The organism is Burkholderia sp. Ac-20345, assembly GCF_017104825.1.
Lineage (GTDB): Bacteria > Pseudomonadota > Gammaproteobacteria > Burkholderiales > Burkholderiaceae > Burkholderia > Burkholderia lata_B.
Window position 1 is genome coordinate 1 of the sequence record NZ_JAAGPO010000406.1, and the last position, 3,231, is coordinate 3,231.

The window sequence follows — 3,231 nt, forward strand, 5'->3', positions numbered from 1 at the left end:
CGCGGCCTGCCGGCGCCGCGCTGCCCGCAGACCCCGATGCGCTCGTGGCGCGCCGTCCGGCGCGCTGGCGGGCGCGGATTTTTTTCAACGCTGACTTTAGAAAGCCCATAACGAACATGGCCACCGTGACGCCCCGCGCGACCAATGAAAGCCTGCATCCGACGATCGGCGCTGCCCGGCTGACGCTCGGCAATCGCATCCTGCTCAGCTTCGGCGTGCTGTTCGTGCTGATGCTGGTGACAGCCGGCGTCTCCTACGAGCGACTGCGTGCGATCAACGCCGAAGCCGTCAGCATCGAGCGCGACTCGTTGCCCGGCGTTTACCTCGCGTCGTCGCTGCGCGGTTCGGTCAACGAATCGTTCATGCTGCTGCAGCAGGCGACGTTCGTCGAAACCGATCCCGACAGCGTGCATCGCGATCTCTCGAAAATCGCTGATGCGCTGAAGGAAGTCGAGGCGCTGTCGGTCGACTATCAGAGCACGACGTTCCGCGACGACGACCGGCAGCGCTTCGCGGCGTTCCGCGGCGCGTTCGACCACTACGTGCCGCTGCTGAACGAAGCCGTGCAGAGGAGCCGCGTGTCGCGCGAGGAGGCCGTCGCCGCGTATTCGAAAGTGCTGCCCGCGTGGACCGAAGTCGTGCGCAACGCGAACGTGCTGGTGCAGGAAAACCGCAAGTTCGCCGAGCAATCCGCGAAGCTGATCCGCGAATCCGTGCAGGACACCGAGGTCGTGCTCGCGGTCGCGGTGGCGTTCGTGCTGCTGTCCGCGCTCGGGCTCGGCTACGGGCTGTACCGTTCGGTAACCGTACCGATGGCGCGGCTCGTCGAGGTGCACGACGTGATGCGCACCGGCAACCTGACGCGCCGCCTCGACCTGCGCCGCCGCGACGAATTCGGCACGCTCGAGACCGGCTTCAACCGGATGGCCGACGAGCTGACCGAGCTCGTCGCGCGCGCACAGCAGTCGTCGTTGCAGGTAACGACGTCGGTGGCCGAGATCGCGGCAACGTCGCGCGAACAGCAGGCGACCGCGAACGAAACCGCGGCGACGACGACCGAGATCGGCGCGACGTCCCGCGAGATCTTCGCGACGTCGCGCGACCTGCTGCGCACGATGAACGAGGTGGCCGGCGTGGCCGAGCAGTCGGCGACGCTCGCCGGCGTGAGCCAGAGCGGGCTCACGCGAATGGGCGAGACGATGCGCAGCGTGATGGACGCGGCCGGTTCGGTGAACGCGAAGCTCGCGATCCTCAACGAGAAGGCGCTGAACATCAACCAGGTGGTCGCGACGATCACCAAGGTGGCCGACCAGACCAACCTGCTGTCGCTGAACGCGGCGATCGAGGCCGAGAAGGCCGGCGAATACGGCCGCGGCTTCGCGGTCGTCGCGACCGAGATCCGCCGCCTCGCCGACCAGACGGCGGTGGCGACCTACGACATCGAGCAGACCGTGAAGGAAATCCAGTCGGCCGTGTCGGCGGGCGTGATGGGGATGGACAAGTTCTCCGAGGAAGTGCGCCGCGGAATGCTCGACGTGCAGCAGGTCGGCGGGCAGCTGTCGCAGATCATCGCCGAGGTGCAGACGCTCGCGCCGCGCTTCCAGATGGTCAACGAAGGGATGCAGACGCAGGCGAACGGCGCCGAGCAGATCACGCAGGCGCTGTCGCAGCTGTCGGAGGCCGCGCAGCAGACGGCCGAGTCGCTGCGCCAGTCGTCGCAGGCAATCGACGACCTGACGCTCGTCGCGAACCAGCTGCGCACCAGCGTGTCGCGCTTCAAGGTCGACGCGTGACGCGCGCCGACACGCAGAACGGCGCACACGCGCTGTTCCTGATGTTCGAGCTCGACGGCGAACGCTATGCACTCGACGCGGCCGGCATCGACGAGGTGCTGCCGCTTGCGATCACGAAAGCCGTGCCCGGCGCACCCGAATGGATCGCCGGGCTGCTGATGCGTGGCGGCCAGCCGGTGCCGGTGATCGACGTGCCGATGCTGGCGCTCGGGCGCCGCGCGCATGCGTTGCGCTCGACGCGGCTCGTGATGGTCCGCTACCGCGCGGACGAGGCGGGCGGCGAGCGCACGATCGGGCTGATCGTCGAGCGCGCGACCCAGACGATGCGGATCGACCGCGCGGCGTTTCGGTCGAGCGGCATTTCGACCGCGCGCACGCGCTGGCTCGGGCCCGTCGCGAACACGCCCGATGGCGTCGTGCAGCAGGTATCGGTGTCCGACCTGATCGGTGACGTGGCGCGCCTGTATCTGTTCGACGGCCTGCCGGGCCACGGGGGAGAGTCCGCATGAAAGAGTCCGAATCGCGATTTCGCGGCTGGCTGCTGCGCGAGACCGGCATCGACCCCGATTCGCTCGGCAACGACTTCATGACCCGCGCGCTGACGGAACGCGTGCACGCGCTGCAGGCGGACGGCGAGCGCCTGCCGTCGGCAGCGCGGCCGCCCGTGACACAGGATGCGCTCGACGCCTACTGGCAGCAGCTCAACGCGTCGGCCGACGAACGGCGTGCGCTGATCGAGCTGTTCGTCGTGCCCGAGACCTGGTTCTTCCGCGACCGCGAGGCCTTCGCGACGCTCGCGCGGCTTGCGGCGGAACGGCTCGCCGCGCTGCCCGGCCGCGTGATCCGCGTGCTGAGCGCGCCGTGCTCGACGGGCGAGGAGCCGTATTCGGCGGCGATGGCGCTGCTCGACGCGGGGCTCGACCCGGCCAGTTTCACGATCGATGCGATCGACCTCAGCGCGCGCGCGATCGAGCAGGCGCGGCTCGGCAGCTACGGGCGCAATGCGTTCCGCGGCACCGCGACGGAGTTTCGCGCGCGGCACTTCATGCCGACCCGCGACGGCTGGCTGCTCGACGAGCGCGTGCGCGCGTGCGTGCAGTTCAGTCAGGCGAACCTCGTCGAACCGGCCGTGGACACGGGCATTCGCTACGATTTCGTGTTCTGCCGCAACGTGTTGATCTACTTCGATCGCGACGCGCAGGATCGCGTGATCCGCTCGCTCGACGAGCGCCTTGCCGACGACGGCATGCTGTTCGTCGGGCCGGCCGAAACGGGTGTCGCGATGCGGCACGGGATGCGCTCGGCGCGTGTGCCGCTGGCGTTCGCGTTTCATCGCGAGCCCGCCGGCGCGGCGGCCGACGTATTCGCGGCCCGGCCGGCGGGCACCCGGGCAGATCGGGAGAGCGTGGTGTGGGGGAGTGGCTGGATAGATGGTGTT

3 protein-coding genes are annotated in these 3,231 nt (G+C 69.0%); all 3 read left to right on the top strand.

From position 1 onward, the window contains the following. Window positions 1–116 precede the first annotated feature (116 nt). Window positions 117–1,793, top strand: a complete 1,677-nt coding sequence (locus G3O06_RS47360) for a methyl-accepting chemotaxis protein (RefSeq protein ID WP_174979034.1) — start codon at window positions 117–119, stop codon at window positions 1,791–1,793. Further along, complete coding sequence (locus tag G3O06_RS47365; protein ID WP_174968306.1) at window positions 1,790–2,302, top strand: chemotaxis protein CheW; 513 nt, start codon at window positions 1,790–1,792, stop codon at window positions 2,300–2,302. The genes G3O06_RS47360 and G3O06_RS47365 overlap by 4 nt, the downstream gene beginning before the upstream one ends. Further along, window positions 2,299–3,231 (top strand): protein-glutamate O-methyltransferase CheR (locus tag G3O06_RS47370; protein WP_241020613.1); only part of this gene is annotated, 933 nt, incomplete at its 3' end. The genes G3O06_RS47365 and G3O06_RS47370, both read left to right, overlap by 4 nt.

Bases quoted from the DNA above. Each gene is read 5' to 3' on its own strand.
- G3O06_RS47360 (WP_174979034.1), top strand. From the start codon at position 117: ATGGCCACCGTGACGCCCCGCGCGACCAATGAAAGCCTGCATCCGACG.